This window comes from Mesorhizobium sp. M0808 (genome assembly GCF_040320025.1).
In the GTDB taxonomy this organism is placed as follows: domain Bacteria; phylum Pseudomonadota; class Alphaproteobacteria; order Rhizobiales; family Rhizobiaceae; genus Mesorhizobium.
On sequence record NZ_JAMYOX010000002.1, the window covers coordinates 419,629 to 437,662 of the forward strand.

Below are 18,034 nucleotides of genomic sequence, written 5' to 3' on the forward strand. Positions count from 1 at the left end.
TCGGGAGATTCCCATGCAGCAATGGACGTTCCCAGACCCGCCCAATGTCGCGGTGTTTTTGGATCGGGTCATAATTACCCGCGGCGACTGGATTGCACACGTCTCGCATGACGATGACGACGGCAGTTGGCAATTCCACAACAGCGAAATTGGACCTGTTGACGAAGGCGACATAATGATTGTCAGCTTGCAAAACGTTGTGCAGCGGGATGAAAGTATCCTTGCGTTGGCCGACTTGCCGGAAGGCTGGCATGCTTGGCGCGAGTCAAAATCGTCGCCGTGGCAGCGCGCCAGGTCGCGCCCTGTACCCTCCAACGATAACGAATGATCCGGCAAAGCCTTAAGTCGGACCTTGCACCGGTTCGCCGGTCTCCAAAACGGGTAGCTCTTTCCAGCCTTTCGGCTCCATGACCTGAACCACGCCGAATAGCGCGCCGGCAGGAACAGCAGCATGATCGCTGCGCCGGCGATAGTGCCGGCCATCATCGCGTAGCTGCCGGACCGCAGGCCCAATCGCCCGCCGCCAGTGCCAACTTGAGGAAAACCTGAAATAAGCCCAGAAGAGTCTCAACAGCCATCAAACGAGAGCGGGCGCCGGCCCGGTGAGGGATACGATGACAAATTCAGCCATTTCCGAACGCAAGAGCCAGTCGATTTCGCGCGGCGTCGGCATGACCACGCAGATCTATGCCGATCGCGCCGAAAACTCGGAGATCTGGGATGTGGAAGGCCGCCGCTACATCGGTTTCTCGTCCGGCATCGCCGTCGTCAACACCGGCCACCGTCACCCCAGGGTGATCGAAGCGGTCAAGGCGCAGCTCGACCGCTTCACCCATACCTGCTACCAGGTCGTGCCCTACGAGAGCTATATCCGGCTGGCCGAACGGCTGAACGGCATGCTGCCCGGCAAGTTCGACAAAAAGACGATTTTTGTCACCACCGGCGCCGAGGCGGTTGAGAATGCAATCAAGATTGCCCGCAACGCCACCGGCCGGCCGGCGGTCATCGCTTTTTCCGGCGGCTTCCACGGACGCACCTTCATGGGCATGGCGCTGACCGGCAAGGTCGTGCCTTACAAGGTCGGCTTCGGCGCCATGCCGGCGGATGTCTTCCATGCGCCGTTCCCGGTTGCGCTGCACGGCGTGTCGGTCGCCGATTCGCTGGCTGCGCTCGACCGGCTGTTCAAGGCCGATGTCGATCCGGCCCGCGTCGCCGCGATCATCGTCGAGCCGGTGCAGGGCGAGGGCGGCTTCTACGAGGCGCCGCGCGATTTCATGACCGCATTGCGCAAGATCTGCGATCAGCACGGCATGCTGCTGATCGCCGACGAGGTGCAGACCGGCTTTGCCCGCACCGGCAAGATGTTTGCCATGGACCACCACGAGGTGGCGGCCGACATCACCACCATGGCCAAGAGCCTGGCTGGCGGCTTCCCGTTGGCGGCGGTCACCGGGCGTGCCGAGATCATGGATGCGCCGAACCCCGGCGGACTCGGCGGCACCTATGGCGGCAGCCCGATCGGCGTCGCCGCGGCGCATGCCGTGCTCGACGTCATCGACGAGGAGAAGCTCTGCGACCGGGCCAACACGCTGGGCAACCGTCTGAAGCAGCGCCTGCAAGCGATCCGCGACGAAGCCCCGGAAATCGTCGATATCAGAGGCCCCGGCTTCATGAACGCGGTCGAGTTCAACGATGTGACGAAGGGGCTGCCGTCGCCGGAACTCGCCAATGCGGTCCGGCTGAAGGCGCTCGACAAGGGCCTGATCCTGCTCACCTGCGGCGTCTACGGCAACGTCATCCGCTTCCTCGCGCCGATCACCATCCAGGACGGCGTCATGAACGAGGCGCTCGACATCCTGGAAAGTTCGATCCGCGAGGCCCGCGCCGCCTGAGCGATACGATTATCCTGCCGCCGGGGCCGGCTCTGCCTGCTGGAAGGCGGCGAGCGCCGCCTTCAGCCCGTCGGGCCCGGTCGCGACAATCTGCGGCGACGGCGAAAAGCCGGCGCCGAGCATCTTGCGGCCAAGCATGTGGTCGCCGGGCCGGTTGACCGATTCGATGCCGAGCAGCCGGCTTCCGGCATAGTGGTAGATGGAGAATTTGTTCTCGGCCACGTCGCCCAGCACGACATGGCTGTCGCCACCCGCAATCAGGCCGACCATCTGCAGCTTCATGTCACCGATATCGGACCAGAACCACGGCACCGCCGAGTAATTGTCGGTGTGGCCGGCGATAGTGCGTGCGGCGAGCCGCGCCTGGTCAGTGGCGTTCTGCACCGATTCCAGCCGCACGTCGCCGCCGGTGAACCAGTGCCGGTAAGACGCCGCGTCGCCGATGGCGAGGATTTCCGGCACCGACGTGCGCATCTGCTGGTCGACGCGGATGCCGTTGGCGATGGCAATGCCGGCGGCTTCGGCCAATTCGACATTCGGCACGACGCCGATGCCGATGACGACCATCTGCGCCGGCAATCTCTCGCCGGACGAGGTGATTGCAGCCGAAACACGGCCGTTCTCGCCCTCCAGCCGTTCGATGGTGGTGCCGGTAAGGATGCGCACACCGGTGGCCTCCAGCCGCTGGCGCACATGGCCGGCGATGGCCGGTGCCACGGCGCGGCCGAGCAGCCGGTCGACCGCCTCGACCACCGTAACCTTGCGGCCTGCCGCGGTGAGCGTCGCGGCAATCTCCAGGCCGATGAAGCCGCCGCCGAGGATGACGACCTCCTCGCTTTGCGCGCTCAATTCGCGGATCAGGCGGGCATCGCCGAGCGAGCGCAGCGACACAACGCCAGAAAGCTCCGAACCCGGCAGCGGCAGCAGGCGCGGCCGCGCGCCGGTGGCGAGGATCAGCCGGTCAAACGGCAACACGCCGCCGCCCGATATCTCCAGCCGGCGGCCGCCTACGTCGATGCGCTCGACCCGGAGGCCTGGCCGGTAGTCGATGCTGCTGCCGGTATAAAAAGGCTCGCCGCGCAACGGCTGCGGCTTTGCTTGCTGATCCTTGATGAAAGTCTTCGACAGCGGTGGCTTGTGGTAGGGCAGTTCGTTTTCGTCGCCGACCAGGATCACCGGGCCGTCATAGCCTTCTTCGCGCAGGCTGGCGGCCGCTTGCACGCCCGCATGACCCGCACCGACAATGACGACCCCGTTCTTCATAACAGCCCGATTCCTCATCCAAATCTAGGACGTCTCGCCAGGTGGCGATTGTCCGGCGCCGCCGCAAGAGCGCCGATCCGGGTCGCACCCGGAACGGCCGCCTGTCAACCGCGTCATGCGCCGGTATCCCTATACATCGGCGTTAAAGTTGACAGTTATAGTTTAGAATAATTCTAAACTGTTGTTTCAATTGAATTTTTCTACGTCACCAGTTGACATCCGACGTCTTCGCCGTTTTATGGAAGCTCGCGCGTCAGCGCATCCCTTTGATGTCTGGGCCTTGAACCCTTTCGATTGGAGGCATTTCGGTGTCTTTCTTCCGCGAACCGCGCGATGGCGCGACCCTTCTTTGCCCGCTGGCAACTGCCCGCCGCGGCGCCGGCATTTCATTGATTCCCGAGGAGAGACAATCATGAGAACGATGATGACCGCGCGGTATGGCGGCAGGCTTGCGACGATCGGCGCCACGGCGATGCTGACGGCGGCCGTGTTCGTGCTGCCGGCCAAGGCGCAAACCGATGCCAAGGCGGTCATCAAGACCTATTCCGACATTGCGCTCGCCAAATACGAGGATTCGCTGATCACGGCCGAGGCGCTCGACAAGGCTGTCGATGCGCTGCTCGCCAAGCCATCTGCCGAAACGCTGAACGCCGCCCGCGAGGCCTGGAAGGCATCGCGCGTTCCCTATCAGCAGACCGAGGTCTATCGCTTCGGCAATGCCATCGTCGACGACTGGGAAGGCAAGGTGAACTCCTGGCCGCTCGACGAAGGCTTGATCGACTATGTCGCCAAGAGCTACGGCACCGAGTCGGACGCCAACGCGCTCTACACCGCCAATGTGATCGCCAACAAGTCGATCGAGATCAACGGCAAGAAGGTCGACGCCACCGAGCTGACGCCGGAGTTCCTCTCCGGCACCCTGCAGGAGGCCGGCGGTATCGAGGCCAATGTGGCGACCGGCTATCACGCTATCGAATTCCTGCTTTGGGGTCAGGACCTGCACGGCACCGGTCCGGGCGCCGGCGAACGGCCCTACACCGATTACGACCTCGCCAATTGCACCGGCGGCAATTGCGACCGTCGCGGACAGTATCTGAAATCGGCGAGCGACCTTCTGGTTTCCGATCTAAAGGATATGGTCGACGACTGGAAGGAAGGCGGCGCCGCCCGCAAGAACCTTGTCGATGGCGAGCCGAACGCCGCCATTTCGACCATCTTCACCGGCATGGGCTCGCTGTCCTATGGCGAGCTCGCCGGAGAGCGGATGAAGCTCGGCCTCTTGTTGCACGACCCGGAAGAGGAGCACGATTGCTTCTCCGACAATACCTACAACTCCCATCTTTACGATGCGATCGGCATCCGTGCCGCCTATCACGGCAGCTACAAGCGGCTCGACGGCACTGTCGTCGAGGGGCCGTCGGTGGCCGACATGGTCAAGGCGGCCGACCCGGCGGTCGACAAGGAATTGTCGGACAAACTGGACGTCACTATCGCCAAGATGGAGGCCATCAAGGCGCGGGCGCTTGCCGGCGAGGCCTATGACCAGCAGATCGGAGAAGGCAACACGGAAGGCAATGCCACTGTGCAGGCGGCGATCGACGCGCTGGTCGATCAGACCAAGTCGATCGAACGCGCCGTCGGTACCCTGAAGCTCAATGCGATAGCCTTCGAGGGCTCGGACAGCCTCGATTCACCGGACAAGGTGTTCCAATAGACTATCGAAACCACCAGCCACGCGACGCAACGAAGCGCCGTTAGCCAGAGCGACAAATGCTGATCTGCCATTGCAACATCATCACCGAAAAGGAGATAGAGCAGACGATCGTCGGACTGCTGGATGAGGACCCCTGGCAGCTGATCGTGCCGGCGAAGGTCTATCACGCCATGCACAAGCGCGGTCGCTGTTGCGGCTGCTTCCCAAATGTGGTCGAAACGATCATTCGGGTCACCGAAAATTACCATGCCCGCTCGGCGGTGAGTGGCGTGGACATCGTTTCACACCTGGATCGCGTCAGAGGCCTGCGCGTCCAATACGGGAGCAGAACCCATGAAAGGCGAACAGCAGATCATAGAGCGGCTTAACGAGGCTCTGTTTCTGGAACTTGGGGCGGTCAATCAATACTGGGTGCATTTCCGGCTGCTGGAAGACTGGGGATACGCCAAGCTGGCGAAGAAGGAACGCGCTGAATCGATCGAGGAAATGCACCATGCCGACCGGCTCGTGGCGCGCATCATCTTCCTCGAGGGCCATCCGAACCTGCAGTCCGTGGCGCCGCTGCGCATCGGGCAGAATGTCAAGGAAGTGCTCGAATCCGATCTTGCCGGCGAATATGACGCGCGCACCGCCTACAAGCGTTCGCGCGAGGTTTGTAACGAAGCAGGCGACTACGTGACGATGAAGCTGTTCGAGGAATTGCTGGCTGACGAGGAAGGTCACATCGACTTCCTCGAGACGCAACTCGACCTGCTCGCCTCGATCGGCGAAGAAAAGTACGGCCAACTCAACGCAGCGTCGGCCGACGAGGCGGAATAAGGACATGCCGGAATGCGGCGCCCCCTAGATTTCATGCGCCGCTTGCGGCCGGCCGAGCATTGTGGCCTGCCGCCTCAGAAGAAGCCGCGATACGGTATCCTTCGCGGCGCCTTTCTTGCCGTGGTGGCGACGCTCACAGCCTCGGCGCTGGCCGGGGCGCCGCAACCGGCGGGGCTTGCCACCAGCCGCACGGATCTGACGCCGAAGGATCTGGCGCGCGTCATCGCCATCACCAGGCCGACCAGCGATTTCTCCAAGCCCGAGCAATTCGAGCTGATGCAGGGCGGCGCCGGCACCTCGAAGAAGGACGTCAACAAGGACGCCTTCTCGCAATCCTCTGCCAACATCAGCTTCGAGGAAGAGGGTACCTTCAAGCTCGGCAACGCCATTTTCCGCAAGAACTGGGTGTCCTCGCCATCCTCGACACAAGCCTCGGATGGGCTCGGTCCGTTGTTCAACGAGCGCGCCTGCCAGAACTGTCATCTGAAGGACGGCCGCGGCCATCCGCCCGAAGGCGACAGCGGCACCACCTCGATGTTCCTGCGCCTGGCAAGGGAAGCCAGTACCGAGGAGGAGAAAGCCGCGCTCGCCGATCACAAGGTGCTCAACTTTCCCGACCCGGTCTATGGCACGCAGCTGCAGGAATTGGCCGTTCCCGGTCTGCAGGGCGAAGGCAGGATGCATGTCGACTACCAGGACGAGAAGGTGAAATTGGCGGACGGCAGCACGGTGTCGCTGCGCAAGCCGAGCTATTCGGTCGACGGTCTCGCCTACGGGGCGCTCGATCCACACACCACGCTGTCGCCGCGCATGACGCCGCCGATGATCGGCCTTGGCCTGGTCGAGCAGATCGCTCCTGCCAACATCCTTACGCGTGCCGATGCGGCCGACCGCGATGGTGACGGGATTTCCGGCAGGCCAAACATAATACGCGACGCCAGCAGCGGTGAACTGACGCTCGGCCGTTTCGGCTGGAAGGCGCAGGCGGCATCGATCCGCCAGCAATCGGCGGACGCTTTTGCCGGCGATATCGGCATTTCGACGCCTGAGGTGCCGAAGCACTGGGGCGATTGCAGCGCCGCGGAAAAGACCTGCCTTGCCCTACCTAACGGTGTACAGGAGCGCCTCGGTCCGGTCGAAGCGCCGCCGCCGGTCATGGACCTCGTGACCTTCTATTCGCAAAACCTTGCCGTGCCGGCCCGGCGCGATCTCGACAGACCGGACGTGCTCGCCGGCAAAAAACTGTTCTACGATATGGGCTGCATCTCCTGCCATACGCCGAAATTCGTCACCCGTCGCGGCACCCCGAACAAGGCGCAGGCCTTCCAGCTGATCTGGCCTTATTCCGATTTCCTGCTGCATGACATGGGACCCGGTCTTGCCGACGGACAGGCGGTGGGCGAGGCCACGGGAAGCGAATGGCGCACGCCGCCACTGTGGGGCATCGGGCTCACCCAGACCGTCAGCGGCAACACCTTCTTCCTGCATGACGGGCGCGCACGAAACCTGGCCGACGCGATTCTGTGGCATGGCGGCGAGGGCCAGAAGGCGCGTGACCGCTTTGCCGCTGCCGATGCGGCCGACCGCGCCGCGCTGATCAAGTTTCTGGGGTCGCTCTGATGCGGAAGCGTCTTGCATTCGCTCTGATGCTGGTCCTCGCCGGTGCGCTGCCGGCATCCGCGGCGGTGAAGGCTTCGGATGTGATCCAGCGGGCGATCGACGGCTTCGTCCGCCCGGCCTATGCCAGACTGCATGACCATGCGGACAGCTTGGCCAAGACCATGCACGCGCTTTGCCAAGCGCCCTCGCGGGACAATCTCGATGCGGCACGCGCCGAATTCTCGGGTGTCGTGGATGCCTGGTCGGTGGTGGAAATCATCCGTTTCGGGCCGATCGCGGAAAACAACCGGCTTGAGCGCATGCTGTTTTGGCCGGACCGCAAGAGCATCGGCCTGAAGCAGGTGCAGGCAGCACTTGCCGGCAAGGATCCGACAGCCGCCGATCCCGCCCAGCTGGCTACAAAGAGCGTCGCCACGCAAGGGCTCGGCGCACTGGAATTCGTCCTCTACGGCGACGGAGCCGGTCAATTGGTCGGCAGGGACGACACCTATCGCTGCGCCTACGGTGCGGCCATTGCCGGCAATGTCGAGACGATTGCCGGCGAGGTTGGCGATGCCTGGAACGAGCCCAACGGCTTTGCCGCGCTCTGGGCCAATCCGGGTCCGCAGAACGCGCTCTACCACGACGGAACTGAAGCGGTGACCGAACTGGTCGGCGTCTTCATCAACGAGCTGGAAATGGTCCGCGACGTACGCCTGAAAGGCTTCCTGGGCGCCAAGCCGGAGGCCGACAAACCGAAACAGGCGATCTATTGGCGCTCGCAAAACACCGCCCGCTCGCTGACCGGGAATCTGGCGGGCATGGACACGCTGTTCCAGGCCTCGCAGCTTGGCGACGCGCTGCCGCCCGATGCGCGCTGGATGGCAGAATCGGTCCACATCCAGCTCACCAACGGGATCGAGGCGGCCAAGGCGATCAGGGGACCGATCGACAAGGCACTTGCCGATCCGGCGCTGCGCCAGAAGCTCGACTATTTCTCGCTGGTGACATCCAGCCTGACGACCCTGATCGGCACCAGGCTGACCGCCGAATTCGGCCTGACCGCCGGGTTCTCGTCATTGGATGGCGACTGATCATGAGGACGCCGCTGATCGATCGGCGCGATTTCCTGAGGGCCGCAGGCGCTGGTTTCGTAGCGGCGATGGCGCCGTCGGCCTGGGCAAAGACACTCGACGCCGACGCGGTCTTCGCCACCGCTTTCGTCAAGCGCGACGGCAGCTATGGCGCGGCCGTCCTGTCCAAGGCCGGCAAGTTGTTGCACACGATCGATCTGCCCGATCGGGGCCACGATGTTACCTTCGACCCGGTGTCCAAGCGTTCGGTGGTGTTTGCCAGGCAGCCGGGCACCTTTGCTGTCGTCTTCGACCATACCGGCCGCGGTGAACCGCGCACCATTGCCAGCGTTGCCGGCCGGCATTTCTTCGGCCATGGCGTGTTCTCGGCCGATGGCACGCTGCTCTACGCAACCGAGAACGATTTCGACAATGCCGCCGGCGTCGTCGGCGTCTATGACGCGCATGCGAAATTCAAGCGCATCGGCGAGTTTCCGACCTACGGCACAGGCCCGCACGAGCTTTTGCTGCTTTCCGACGGCAGGACGATCGCTGTGGCCAATGGCGGCATCGAGACGCATCCGGATTATGGCCGCGCCGAGCTCAACATCGCAACGATGAAGCCTTCCTATGTTCTGGTCGACCGCCTTACCGGCGATCTCACCGAAAAGCACGAATTGCCGCCGGCGCTGCACCAATTGTCGATCCGCCATATGGATGCCGACCGGTCCGGCACCGTCTGGTTCGGCTGCCAGTACAGGGGGCCGGGTACCGACCGTGCCCCGCTGGTTGGCCGCGCGCCGCGCGGCAAGGACTTGCAATTGCTCGATATGTCGCAGGATGTGCTCTCCGGCTTCAGGAACTATATCGGCTCGGTCGCCGCCAATCCTGCCGCCGGCACCATCGCCGTGTCTTCGCCTGAGGGCAATTCGCTTGCCGTGATCGACACGGCCAGCGGCCGCGTCGTCGCTACCAAGGCTCTGGTCGAGGTCTGTGGCGTTGCGCCCGATGGGAAAGGCTTCATCGCGACGACGGGTGCCGGCGAAATCATCGAAGCCGGTGGCGCGACCCGTTCCGAGCCGGACTATGTCTGGGATAATCACGTGCTGCGTATCGAGCAGGTCGGCTAGTCCCGATACCTATTGTGGCGATTGCGTGCGGTGGAACTTACATTCTTGGACCCGCGCCGAAGCCAAGTCGCCTGATGATTTATCCATTATTCCCTTGCGGGGATGAGCCCTGGCGGGCAGAGGGAAGCTGTTTTCGAAACTGTCTCAACCGGCCGCTTCATGAAATTGCTTGCCGTCGACTGTGCCGCCAATCTCTGCGCCGCCTGCGTCTACGACGCGGCGGCCGGGAAAGAACTCGGCCGTTCGGTGCTCGATCTCGGTAAGGGTCATGCCGAGCATCTGATGGGTGTCATCGAAAAGGCGTTGGGGACCAGCAGAACCGACTATTCCGGCCTCGGCGCCATTGCCGTTTCGACGGGTCCGGGCTCCTTCACCGGTCTGCGCGTCGGCGTCTCGGCGGCGCGCGGCCTTGCGCTGGCGCTGAAAATCCCGGCGATCGGCGTGACGACTCTGGAGGCCCTGGCGGCGCAAGCGAGAGCGGCATTTCCCGGTCGCGCCGTGCTCGCCGCGCTCGATGCAGGTCGCGAGGAGATCCATGCGGCACTTTACGATGAGAGGTCGGTGCTGATCTATGGTCCGGCTGTGACCACACTCTCGCAAGCCGCAGCCATGGCGGTCGACAGATCTGCGGTTCTCGCCGGCACGGCGGCAACCCAGATTGCCGCGGCGGCCGGGCGCAGCTTCGATCTCGGCGGGACGGCGGCCACCGCCGACATCGCCGTCTATGCCCGGCTGGCCGCGGCCCAAGGTGCCGGTAAACACGGCGAGAGCGAAAAACCGAAACCGCTCTATCTGCGCGGCGCCGACGCAAAGCCGCAGGCCGGCTTTATTCTATCGAGGCAAGACCATGATCCCAAAAAGTGGAAACCGGTTTTGGGAAAAGATCATGGTCCAAACGGAAACAAGTCCTGATGCGCATTCCCTTCCTCCAGTCGCGCCGCAGGGACTATGCGCTCGAGCCGTTGACGGTTGCCGATAGCGCGGCCATGTCGGTGCTGCATCGCGAGGATTTCGCGCGGCCGTGGACCGACGACGAATTCGCCGCCCTGCTCGAGCAGGACACGGTGTTCGGCTATGCCGCGCGCGAGACCGGACAGGGTGCCAAGCCGCCGGTCGGCTTCGTGCTGGCGCGGCTGGCGGCCGGCGAGGGGGAGATCCTGACGGTCGCGGTGGCACGCTCGCATCGGCGCCGGGGGCTCGGCTGGCAATTGATGGATGCGGTGCTGCGTGAACTGCACGCACAGCGCGCCGAGGCGCTTTTCCTCGAGGTCGACGAGACCAATGTCGCCGCGATCGCGCTCTACCGGCGGTTCGGCTTCCGCGAGGTCGGCAAGCGTGCCAACTATTACAAGTCGCCGGAGCACGGCCCGACCGGCGCGCTTGTCATGCGCCGCGATCTTCGTTAGCCAAACGCCGGGGTGGTGCGGATGATCGGAAAAATCAGGATTTTCCTGGCGCTGGGGCTGGTTGTCGTCGGCTCGCTGGTGCTTGTGCCGCTGCAGATCTTGTCGATGCGGACCGGGCTCTGGCGCGAGACCTTCATCCTGAAAATCTGGCACAGGATGATTGTCAGGACGCTGGGGCTGCGCATCCATGTCAAGGGAGCGCTGTCCGGCCAGCGCCCATTGCTGATTGCTGCCAACCACATCTCCTGGACCGACATCATGGTGCTGGGGTCGATGGTCGACGTGACGTTCATCGCCAGGGCCGATATGGCCGGCTGGCCGTTGATCGGCATGCTGTCGAAGCTGCAGCGCACGGTATTCATCGAACGTGAGCGTAAGCGTTCGTCGGGCGACCAGGCGAGCGAGATCGCCGGCCGCATGGCCAAGGGCGACGCCATGGTGCTGTTTGCCGAAGGCTCGACCGGCGACGGCAACATGATCCTGCCGTTCAAGAGCACGCTGTTCGGCGCCGCTACAATGGCGATTGCGGAAGGGGCGGCCGAACAGGTCTTCGTCCAGCCGGTGGCGATCGTCTATACGCGCCTGCATGGCGTGCCGCTCGGCCGCCGGCATCGGCCGGTTGCCGCCTGGATCGGCGATGAAGAGCTGATGCCGCACCTCAAGGTGCTGATGGCCGAGGGCGCCCTCGACGTCGAGGTGCATTTTGGCGAGGCGATTGCTTTCTCCAAGGGCTCCAGCCGCAAGGAGACGGCAAAGCAGATGGAACGCCAGGTGCGCGAGATGGTACAAGCGGCGCTCGCCGAACCGCGTCCGAGCCGGTAGGCTGCGCAGGTTCCGGCCAGATTCGTCTGTTTTTTGTCAGGGAAAGGCGTTAGAAGCCGCGAAATGGAATTGAACACGATAGAACGCGACGACATCGGCGCTGCCGCCGAAAACCTGGTCGTTCCGCCTGCCGCGACCAGAAAGGTCTTCGTCAAGACCTATGGCTGCCAGATGAACGTTTACGATTCGCAGCGCATGACCGATGCGCTGGCGGCCGACGGCTATGCCGCGACAGACGCTATCGGCGAGGCCGATCTGGTGCTGCTCAACACCTGCCACATCCGCGAGAAAGCGGCGGAAAAAGTCTATTCCGAACTTGGGCGCATCCGTGAGTTGAAGGCCGAGCGTGCAAAGGCCGGGCGCGAAATGCTGGTCGGCGTCGCCGGCTGCGTGGCGCAGGCCGAGGGTGCCGAGATCATCCGCCGCTCGCCGGCCGTCGACCTGGTCATCGGCCCGCAGACCTACCACCGGCTGCCCGGTGTGCTGGCGAGGGCGCGTGGCGGCGAAAAGATCGTCGAGACCGACTATGCCGTCGAGGACAAGTTCGAGTATCTGCCGCAGCCGAAGCGCGCCGAACTGATCAGGCGCGGCGTGACGGCGTTCTTGACCGTTCAGGAAGGCTGCGACAAGTTCTGCACCTTCTGTGTCGTGCCCTATACGCGCGGCTCGGAAGTCTCGCGGCCGGTGGCACAGATCGTCGCCGAGGCCGAGCGCCTGGCAGATGCCGGCGTGCGCGAGGTGACGCTGCTCGGCCAGAACGTCAACGCCTGGCACGGAAGAGGTGAAGACGGCGAGGAATGGGGCCTTGGCCGGCTGCTGTTCAGGCTGGCAGAGATTCCAGGCCTGGCGCGGCTGCGCTACACGACCAGTCATCCGCGCGACATGGAGGATGAATTGATCGCCGCCCATCGTGATTTGCCGACGCTGATGCCCTATCTACATTTACCGGTGCAGTCCGGCTCCGACCGCATACTCAAGGCGATGAACCGCAGGCATATGGCCAAGGACTATTTGACGTTGATCGACCGCATCCGTGCCGCGCGGAACGACATCGCACTGTCGGGCGACTTTATCGTCGGCTTTCCCGGCGAGACGGAAGCCGATTTCGAGGCGACGATGCAGTTGGTCGAAGACGTCAACTATGCCTCGGCCTTCTCGTTCAAATATTCTCCGCGCCCCGGCACGCCGGGCGCCGAGATGGGCGATCACGTGCCGGAGGCCGTCAAGGACGAGCGCCTGCAGCGGCTGCAGGCGCTGCTTCTGAAACAGCAGCAGCATTTCGGCGCAAGCCTGGTCGGCAGGACCATCGACACGCTGATCGAAAAGCCGGGCCGCCAGGCCGGCCAGAAGGTTGGCCGCTCGCCCTGGCTGCAGCCGGTTATTGTTGATGAAAAGGCCGGCGAAATCGGTGACATTATCCAGGTACGAATCACGAAGACGGGCTACAACAGCCTGTTCGCCGAATTGGCCTGAAGGTCTCGGCAGATGAGGAGAGACGGTTGAGCGCTGCTGAAGTGAAGAACCTGCCCCAGAACCTACCCTCGGGGGCCTCGGATATCGCGCACATCGTACTGACTTTCGACAACAACAAGCTTGCCAGCGCCCTTTACGGCCAGTTCGACGAGAATCTGGCCCGACTCGAGCAGAAGCTCGGCGTCGATATCCGCTCGCGCGGCAATCAATTGACCATCAAGGGCTCTTCCTCGGCCGCCGAGCAGGCACGCCGCGCCTTGGACAATCTTTACGGCATTCTGCAGAAAGGCACCGACATCGGCCAGTCCGATGTCGACGGCGCCGTGCGCATGGCGATCGCCAGCGACGACCAGCTGACGCTGCCGACACTGGAGCGCAAGGGCAAGGTGTCCGCCGCCCAGATATCGACGCGCAAGAAGACCATCTATGCCCGCTCGCTCAACCAGGACGCCTATATGCGCGCGCTGGAGCGGTCGGAACTCGTCTTCGGCATCGGCCCGGCCGGCACCGGAAAGACCTATCTGGCGGTGGCGCATGCGGCAATGCTGCTCGAACGCGGCATGGTCGAACGCATCGTGCTGTCGCGCCCCGCGGTCGAGGCCGGTGAACGGCTTGGCTTTCTGCCGGGTGACATGAAGGAGAAGGTCGATCCCTATCTGCGGCCGCTCTATGACGCGCTCTACGACATGATGCCGGCCGACAAGGTCGAGCGGGCGATTGCTGCTGAGGTCATCGAGATCGCGCCGCTGGCATTCATGCGCGGCCGTACGCTGGCGCACGCTGCCGTCATCCTCGACGAGGCGCAGAACACCACGCCGATGCAGATGAAGATGTTCCTGACCCGGCTCGGCGAGAACTCGCGCATGATCGTCACCGGTGATCCGACCCAGATCGATCTGCCGCCAAACACCAAGTCCGGCCTAGTCGAGGCGCTGAGAATCCTCGACGGCGTCACCGGCATGGTGACGGTCCGCTTCAACGAAGGCGACGTCGTCAGGCATCCGCTGGTCGCCGAGATCGTCAAGGCCTATGACCGCGACGGCAAGCTGGCCAGGGGCCTGGGTGTCGAAAGCTGATATGACTATGCGGCCGCATGGCTGAGGAGCAAAAGGCGGGGGGGCCGCTTCCCGTCGAGATCGATATCGCGATCGAGGCGGGCGACTGGCCCGACGAGACGACGCTGACGCGGCTGGTCGACCACGCCGTCTCGGCCGCCTTTGCCGAAACCGGTGCCGACGGCCGTTCCGAGCTCAGCATCGTCTTTTCCGACGATGCCCATATCCGCACGCTCAATGCCGGCTGGCGCGGCAAGGACAAGCCGACCAACGTCCTGTCTTTTCCGGCTTTTCCGTTTGCCAGGGGCGGGCCTCTGCCGCCGATGCTCGGTGACATCGTGCTGGCCGCCGAGACTGTCGCGCGCGAGGCGGCACTGGAAGACAAGCCCATCGAGGACCATATCTCCCATCTCGTCATCCATGGCCTGCTGCATTTGCTGGGCTATGATCACGAAACGGATGCCGAAGCGGAACTGATGGAAGCGACAGAGCGCGCAGCACTTGCGAGGCTTGCCATTCCCGATCCCTACACGTAATTACAAAAGACCAATTGACCGGACGATGATGAACGACAAACCAGAGACTGCCGCCCGCTCCGACGCCGGCAGTGTGATCAAGCCTTCCGAAACGACGGAAGAGGGCTCGAGTCCGAGTACCACGACCGGCAGCTTCGCCAGCGAGGCATCGCCTGCCGGTCCCTCCCTGTTCGATCGCGTGCTCGGGCTTTTCAGGCACCGCAACGGCACCAGCCTGCGCGAGGAGATTGCCGGTGCGCTTGCCGAAACGGCGAGCGATGCAGAATCCTTCTCGCCCGGCGAACGCGCCATGCTCAACAACATCCTGCGCCTGCGCGAAGTGCGCGTCGAGGACGTCATGGTGCCGCGCGCCGACATCGAGGCGGTCGAGATCACCACGAAGCTGGGTGATCTTCTGGGGCTGTTCGAGCAGTCCGGCCATTCCCGCATGCCGGTCTATTCGGAGACGCTCGACGATCCGCGCGGCATGGTTCATATCCGCGACGTGCTGGCGCACATCACCAAGGTCGCCCGCGTCAGAAAGGGCAGGACGACCAGGAAAACTCCGGTCGCGACGGTTCTCGATCTCGCCCAGGTCGATCTGGCGCGCACCATCGGCGATCTCAACCTGATCCGACCGGTGCTGTTCGTGCCGCCGTCGATGCTCGCCTCCGACCTGATGGGGCGGATGCAGACGACGCGGACCCAGATGGCGCTGGTCATCGACGAATATGGCGGCACTGACGGTCTCGTCTCGCTCGAGGATATCGTCGAGATGGTGGTCGGCGACATCGAGGACGAGCATGACGAGGACGAGCCGATGATTACCCAGGCCGGCGAAGGCGTCTTCATCGTCGACGGCAAGGCCGAGATCGACGACGTCGCCAAAATGATCGGCGAGGATTTCGCCGCCGGCGAGCACGGCGAATATGTCGACACGATCGGCGGCATGATCTTCAACACGCTTGGCCGGGTGCCAGCGCGCGGCGAAGTGGTGCAGGCCATACCCGGCTTCGAGTTTCATGTGCTCGACGCCGACCCACGCCGCGTCAAGCGCGTGCGCATCGTCGAGACACTGAAGGGCGAGCGCCGCCGCCGCGCCGTCCGCACCGAGCAGGCTTGAAAGACGCGACTTGCCCGATGCCGGTTGAGGACCCGTTCAAGCACTCGACTTAGGCTCCGGCGTCTTCTACCAGGATCCGCAGGCCGCATTGACCTGGCTTGAAAAGGCGTTCGGCTTCGAGCCGAGCATGGTTGTCAGCGATGCCGATGGCAGGCTCGTCCATTCCGAGATGCGGTTCGGCGATGGTTATATCATCGTCGATTCCGAATGGGCCGACCATATAGCCAGCCCGGCTTCAGTTGCAGGCAAGAACACGCGCGCGATCCTGAAGGCCATGTCTGGACCTTTTCCCAGACTGTCGGCTCTGTCCCACGCGTAGAGGCTGAGCGGCTGGGCGGGCTGAAGATACAAGGCTGGCATCGATAGCTATGAGCGGACTAGGTCGCCCGGTTTGGAGCCAAGCCCGCAGCCTGATAAATCTTGCTTCCTGATTCGCACGACTCGGAAGCATAGATGGAGCGCCAGGCCGGCCGGATAATTCTGCTTTGGGGCTGGCGGCGCGCGCTAGTGGCGTTTCTTGCCGGGGCGCTGACGGTTCTTGCCCAGGCGCCTTACGATTTCTTCGCCGTCTGTTTCGTTTCGTTCCCGCTGCTGGTGTGGCTCCTCGACGGCGCGACCGGCGAAGCCTCGGACGGTTTTCTGCGGCGCTTGCGGCCGGCTTTCGCCACCGGCTGGTGGTTCGGTTTCGGCTACTTTCTTGCCGGTCTCTGGTGGGTCGGCTCGGCGCTGCTGGTCGAGGCCGACAGCTTTGCCTGGGCCTTGCCGTTCGCGGTGGTCGGCATCCCCCTCGCGCTGGCCCTCTTTTACGGTTTCGCTGCCGTGGTTGCCCGGCTGTTGTGGAGCAACGACATCGGGCGCATCGCCGCGCTCGCCTTCGGCTTTGCGCTGGCGGAATGGCTGCGCGGCTTCCTGTTCACCGGCTTTCCGTGGAATGCCGTCGGCTATGCGGCGATGCCGGTGCCTTTGCTGATGCAGAGCGTCTCGGTGACCGGCATGGTCGGCATGAACGCGCTTGCGGTCTTCGTCTTCGCGCTGCCGGCGCTGCTTGCGGCGCGCCAGCATCTTCGCCTCGGCGCGGCGTTGCTTGTCGTTCTCGTCGCCGCCCATGCCGGCTTCGGCTATATCCGGCTCGCCGCCCCCGAAAAGCCGGCCGCCCGCAGCCTTGACGTCCGTATCGTGCAGCCTGCCGTCGACCTTACGGAAAAATGGGATACCTCGGTGCGTGACCGTATCTTCGCCACCATGATGGGGCTTTCGGCTAAGGCGCCGGAACCCGGCCATGACAGGCCGCAATTGATCCTGTGGCCGGAGACGTCCGTGCCGTTTCTGTTCACCGAACGTCCGGATGCCCTGCCTGCGATCGGAGAGATGCTTGGCGATGGCCAGATGCTGGTCGCCGGCGTCGTTCGCGAGGAAGGCGGCTCGGTGGCCGGCAGCCGTTACTACAACTCTGTGGTGGCGATCGACGAAAGGGGCGAAATCGTCGATGCCGTCGACAAGGTCCACCTGGTACCCTTCGGCGAATACCTGCCTTTCGCCGATCTGCTCGGCCGCTTCGGGCTTGAGCAGCTTGTTGCCGGTCCAATGACCTTCGCGGCGGGCAATGAGCGGCATCCGATCGCGCTGCCCGGCGGTATCCGGGCGCTGCCGTTTATTTGCTATGAGGTCATCTTTCCCGATCTGGTCGCAGTTGACGCAACGTCAGCCGAGCTTATTGTGAACGTCACCAATGACGCCTGGTTCGGCGACACGCCGGGGCCGTACCAGCACTTCAGGCAGGCGCAGATCCGGGCGGTGGAGAATGGGGTGCCCCTGTTGCGCGCGGCTAATAACGGCATTTCGGCCGTTGTCGACCCGCGCGGTCGCATCGTCGACGCGCTGGCAATCGATGCACGCGGCGCGATCGATGTGCGTGTGCCGATCTCCGACCAAGCCATCGTTTCCTCCGGCCAACGACGCATTAACGGAATGCTGATCATGTTTTTGCTTGCCGTTGCGGCATGCATTTTGAACGTAAGGCAAAGGCTACGGGCGAATTGACAGCCGACACATTAGAAACTCATACTGTAAGCGCCTGAAAATTTTCGAAGTCGATAAGGTCGTTCTGTTGGGGCACGGGCCGCGGCGTCGTTTGGGCAGCAAAATAGAAA

General features: G+C 63.5%; 18 protein-coding genes. 17 read left to right on the forward strand and 1 reads right to left on the reverse strand.

The genetic code is table 11. The features are described 5' to 3' along the window. Positions 1–13: 13 nt before the first annotated feature. Both NKI25_RS05010 and NKI25_RS05015 read left to right on the forward strand, forming a co-directional pair. Positions 14–328: a hypothetical protein gene (locus tag NKI25_RS05010; RefSeq protein WP_352448586.1), complete on the forward strand. Its 315-nt coding sequence runs from the start codon at positions 14–16 to the stop codon at positions 326–328. 286 nt (positions 329–614) lie between these two features. Continuing rightward, positions 615–1,892 (forward strand): 4-aminobutyrate--2-oxoglutarate transaminase, encoded by a 1,278-nt coding sequence (locus tag NKI25_RS05015; RefSeq protein ID WP_352998218.1) that lies wholly within the window; start codon positions 615–617, stop codon positions 1,890–1,892. Positions 1,893–1,901: 9 nt separating this feature from the next. On the opposite strand, the gene NKI25_RS05020 is transcribed toward NKI25_RS05015, so the two are convergent. Beyond that, positions 1,902–3,155 (reverse strand): NAD(P)/FAD-dependent oxidoreductase, encoded by a 1,254-nt coding sequence (locus NKI25_RS05020; protein ID WP_352589025.1) that lies wholly within the window; start codon positions 3,153–3,155, stop codon positions 1,902–1,904. Between the two features lie 424 nt (positions 3,156–3,579). On the opposite strand from NKI25_RS05020, the gene NKI25_RS05025 reads away from it, so the two are divergent. From NKI25_RS05025 to lnt, 15 genes are all read left to right on the forward strand, one after another. Continuing rightward, a complete protein-coding gene (locus NKI25_RS05025) occupies positions 3,580–4,869 on the forward strand; it encodes an imelysin family protein (RefSeq protein ID WP_352589317.1) in 1,290 nt (429 codons plus the stop codon). 56 nt (positions 4,870–4,925) lie between these two features. After that, positions 4,926–5,237: a (2Fe-2S)-binding protein gene (locus NKI25_RS05030; RefSeq protein ID WP_352570320.1), complete on the forward strand. Its 312-nt coding sequence runs from the start codon at positions 4,926–4,928 to the stop codon at positions 5,235–5,237. Continuing rightward, the gene (gene bfr / locus NKI25_RS05035; protein WP_023676883.1) at positions 5,203–5,688 is read left to right on the forward strand and encodes a bacterioferritin; all 486 of its coding nucleotides are present in this window, start codon (positions 5,203–5,205) and stop codon (positions 5,686–5,688) included. Before NKI25_RS05030 ends, bfr begins: the two co-directional genes overlap by 35 nt. A gap of 12 nt (positions 5,689–5,700) precedes the next feature. Next, positions 5,701–7,308, forward strand: a complete 1,608-nt coding sequence (locus NKI25_RS05040) for a di-heme oxidoreductase family protein (protein WP_352998219.1) — start codon at positions 5,701–5,703, stop codon at positions 7,306–7,308. Beyond that, positions 7,308–8,381, forward strand: a complete 1,074-nt coding sequence (locus NKI25_RS05045; protein ID WP_352589031.1) for an imelysin family protein — start codon at positions 7,308–7,310, stop codon at positions 8,379–8,381. The genes NKI25_RS05040 and NKI25_RS05045 overlap by 1 nt, the downstream gene beginning before the upstream one ends. Before the next feature lie 2 nt (positions 8,382–8,383). Further along, positions 8,384–9,490 (forward strand): DUF1513 domain-containing protein, encoded by a 1,107-nt coding sequence (locus NKI25_RS05050; protein ID WP_352570326.1) that lies wholly within the window; start codon positions 8,384–8,386, stop codon positions 9,488–9,490. A gap of 159 nt (positions 9,491–9,649) precedes the next feature. Further along, positions 9,650–10,402, forward strand: a complete 753-nt coding sequence (tsaB, locus tag NKI25_RS05055; RefSeq protein ID WP_352570328.1) for a tRNA (adenosine(37)-N6)-threonylcarbamoyltransferase complex dimerization subunit type 1 TsaB — start codon at positions 9,650–9,652, stop codon at positions 10,400–10,402. After that, positions 10,402–10,896, forward strand: a complete 495-nt coding sequence (gene rimI, locus NKI25_RS05060; RefSeq protein ID WP_023676888.1) for a ribosomal protein S18-alanine N-acetyltransferase — start codon at positions 10,402–10,404, stop codon at positions 10,894–10,896. Before tsaB ends, rimI begins: the two co-directional genes overlap by 1 nt. Before the next feature lie 21 nt (positions 10,897–10,917). After that, positions 10,918–11,718 carry a lyso-ornithine lipid O-acyltransferase gene (gene olsA / locus NKI25_RS05065; protein WP_352570330.1) on the forward strand — a complete coding sequence of 267 codons (801 nt, stop codon included), beginning with the start codon at positions 10,918–10,920 and terminating at the stop codon, positions 11,716–11,718. 63 nt (positions 11,719–11,781) lie between these two features. Further along, on the forward strand, positions 11,782–13,191 hold the full coding sequence (miaB, locus tag NKI25_RS05070) for a tRNA (N6-isopentenyl adenosine(37)-C2)-methylthiotransferase MiaB (RefSeq protein ID WP_352570332.1): 1,410 nt from the start codon (positions 11,782–11,784) through the stop codon (positions 13,189–13,191). Positions 13,192–13,217: 26 nt separating this feature from the next. Then, positions 13,218–14,267 carry a PhoH family protein gene (locus NKI25_RS05075; RefSeq protein WP_023676891.1) on the forward strand — a complete coding sequence of 350 codons (1,050 nt, stop codon included), beginning with the start codon at positions 13,218–13,220 and terminating at the stop codon, positions 14,265–14,267. 17 nt (positions 14,268–14,284) lie between these two features. Continuing rightward, entirely contained in the window at positions 14,285–14,782 is a 498-nt protein-coding gene (ybeY, locus tag NKI25_RS05080) for an rRNA maturation RNase YbeY (RefSeq protein WP_352589041.1), read from the forward strand. Between the two features lie 28 nt (positions 14,783–14,810). Continuing rightward, positions 14,811–15,884, forward strand: a complete 1,074-nt coding sequence (locus NKI25_RS05085) for a hemolysin family protein (RefSeq protein ID WP_352448597.1) — start codon at positions 14,811–14,813, stop codon at positions 15,882–15,884. A gap of 88 nt (positions 15,885–15,972) precedes the next feature. Then, positions 15,973–16,203, forward strand: coding sequence for a VOC family protein (locus NKI25_RS05090; RefSeq protein ID WP_352589044.1), 231 nt, complete (start codon positions 15,973–15,975; stop codon positions 16,201–16,203). Positions 16,204–16,337: 134 nt separating this feature from the next. Further along, positions 16,338–17,924: an apolipoprotein N-acyltransferase gene (gene lnt / locus NKI25_RS05095; protein ID WP_352589047.1), complete on the forward strand. Its 1,587-nt coding sequence runs from the start codon at positions 16,338–16,340 to the stop codon at positions 17,922–17,924. Positions 17,925–18,034: the final 110 nt, after the last annotated feature.

Excerpts from the sequence above, each read along its gene's own strand:
- NKI25_RS05010 (WP_352448586.1), top strand. The coding sequence starts at position 14 with ATGCAGCAATGGACGTTCCCAGACCCGCCCAATGTCGCGGTGTTTTTG.
- NKI25_RS05015 (WP_352998218.1), top strand. The coding sequence starts at position 615 with ATGACAAATTCAGCCATTTCCGAACGCAAGAGCCAGTCGATTTCGCGC.
- NKI25_RS05020 (WP_352589025.1), bottom strand. The coding sequence starts at position 3,155 with ATGAAGAACGGGGTCGTCATTGTCGGTGCGGGTCATGCGGGCGTGCAA.
- NKI25_RS05025 (WP_352589317.1), top strand. The coding sequence starts at position 3,580 with ATGACCGCGCGGTATGGCGGCAGGCTTGCGACGATCGGCGCCACGGCG.
- NKI25_RS05030 (WP_352570320.1), top strand. The coding sequence starts at position 4,926 with ATGCTGATCTGCCATTGCAACATCATCACCGAAAAGGAGATAGAGCAG.
- bfr (WP_023676883.1), top strand. The coding sequence starts at position 5,203 with ATGAAAGGCGAACAGCAGATCATAGAGCGGCTTAACGAGGCTCTGTTT.
- NKI25_RS05040 (WP_352998219.1), top strand. The coding sequence starts at position 5,701 with ATGCGGCGCCCCCTAGATTTCATGCGCCGCTTGCGGCCGGCCGAGCAT.
- NKI25_RS05045 (WP_352589031.1), top strand. The coding sequence starts at position 7,308 with ATGCGGAAGCGTCTTGCATTCGCTCTGATGCTGGTCCTCGCCGGTGCG.
- NKI25_RS05050 (WP_352570326.1), top strand. The coding sequence starts at position 8,384 with ATGAGGACGCCGCTGATCGATCGGCGCGATTTCCTGAGGGCCGCAGGC.
- tsaB (WP_352570328.1), top strand. The coding sequence starts at position 9,650 with ATGAAATTGCTTGCCGTCGACTGTGCCGCCAATCTCTGCGCCGCCTGC.
- rimI (WP_023676888.1), top strand. The coding sequence starts at position 10,402 with ATGCGCATTCCCTTCCTCCAGTCGCGCCGCAGGGACTATGCGCTCGAG.
- olsA (WP_352570330.1), top strand. The coding sequence starts at position 10,918 with ATGATCGGAAAAATCAGGATTTTCCTGGCGCTGGGGCTGGTTGTCGTC.
- miaB (WP_352570332.1), top strand. The coding sequence starts at position 11,782 with ATGGAATTGAACACGATAGAACGCGACGACATCGGCGCTGCCGCCGAA.
- ybeY (WP_352589041.1), top strand. The coding sequence starts at position 14,285 with ATGGCTGAGGAGCAAAAGGCGGGGGGGCCGCTTCCCGTCGAGATCGAT.
- NKI25_RS05085 (WP_352448597.1), top strand. The coding sequence starts at position 14,811 with ATGAACGACAAACCAGAGACTGCCGCCCGCTCCGACGCCGGCAGTGTG.
- lnt (WP_352589047.1), top strand. The coding sequence starts at position 16,338 with ATGGAGCGCCAGGCCGGCCGGATAATTCTGCTTTGGGGCTGGCGGCGC.